The sequence below is a fragment of the Protofrankia sp. CiP3 genome, from assembly GCF_917627345.1.
Taxonomy (GTDB): domain Bacteria; phylum Actinomycetota; class Actinomycetes; order Frankiales; family Frankiaceae; genus Protofrankia.
The window spans coordinates 1,376-1,753 of sequence record NZ_CAKJTM010000224.1; the positions used below are offsets into that span (position 1 = coordinate 1,376).

Here is a 378-nt window from a genome sequence, read left to right on the forward strand (position 1 = left end):
CCGGGTCGCTGCGCCGGCTGCGGAAGGCATCGCGGGCGTATGCCCGGTCGAAGCCCGGCAGCGCGGGACGGCGCCAGCGTGCCGCCCGGCTCGCCCGCATCCACGCCCGCGTCGCCCACCAGCGACGCGACGGGCTGCACACGCTCACCACCCGGCTGGCGAAGCGCCACGACGTGGTCGTGGTCGAGGACCTGCACGTCGCCGGCATGGTCCGTAACCGGCGGCTCGCTCGCGCCGTGGCGGACACGGCCATGGCCGAGATCCGCCGCCAGCTTTCGTACAAGACCATCTGGTACGGCTCGCGGCTCGAAGTCGCGGACCGCTGGTACCCCAGCTCGAAGACCTGTTCCGGCTGCGGCTGGCGAAACCCAAGCCTGA

General features: G+C 73.0%; 1 protein-coding gene. It reads left to right on the forward strand.

Annotated features, from left to right (window positions below; genetic code table 11):
* Positions 1–378 (forward strand): transposase (locus MJ797_RS26605; RefSeq protein WP_239342488.1); only part of this gene is annotated, 378 nt, incomplete at both ends.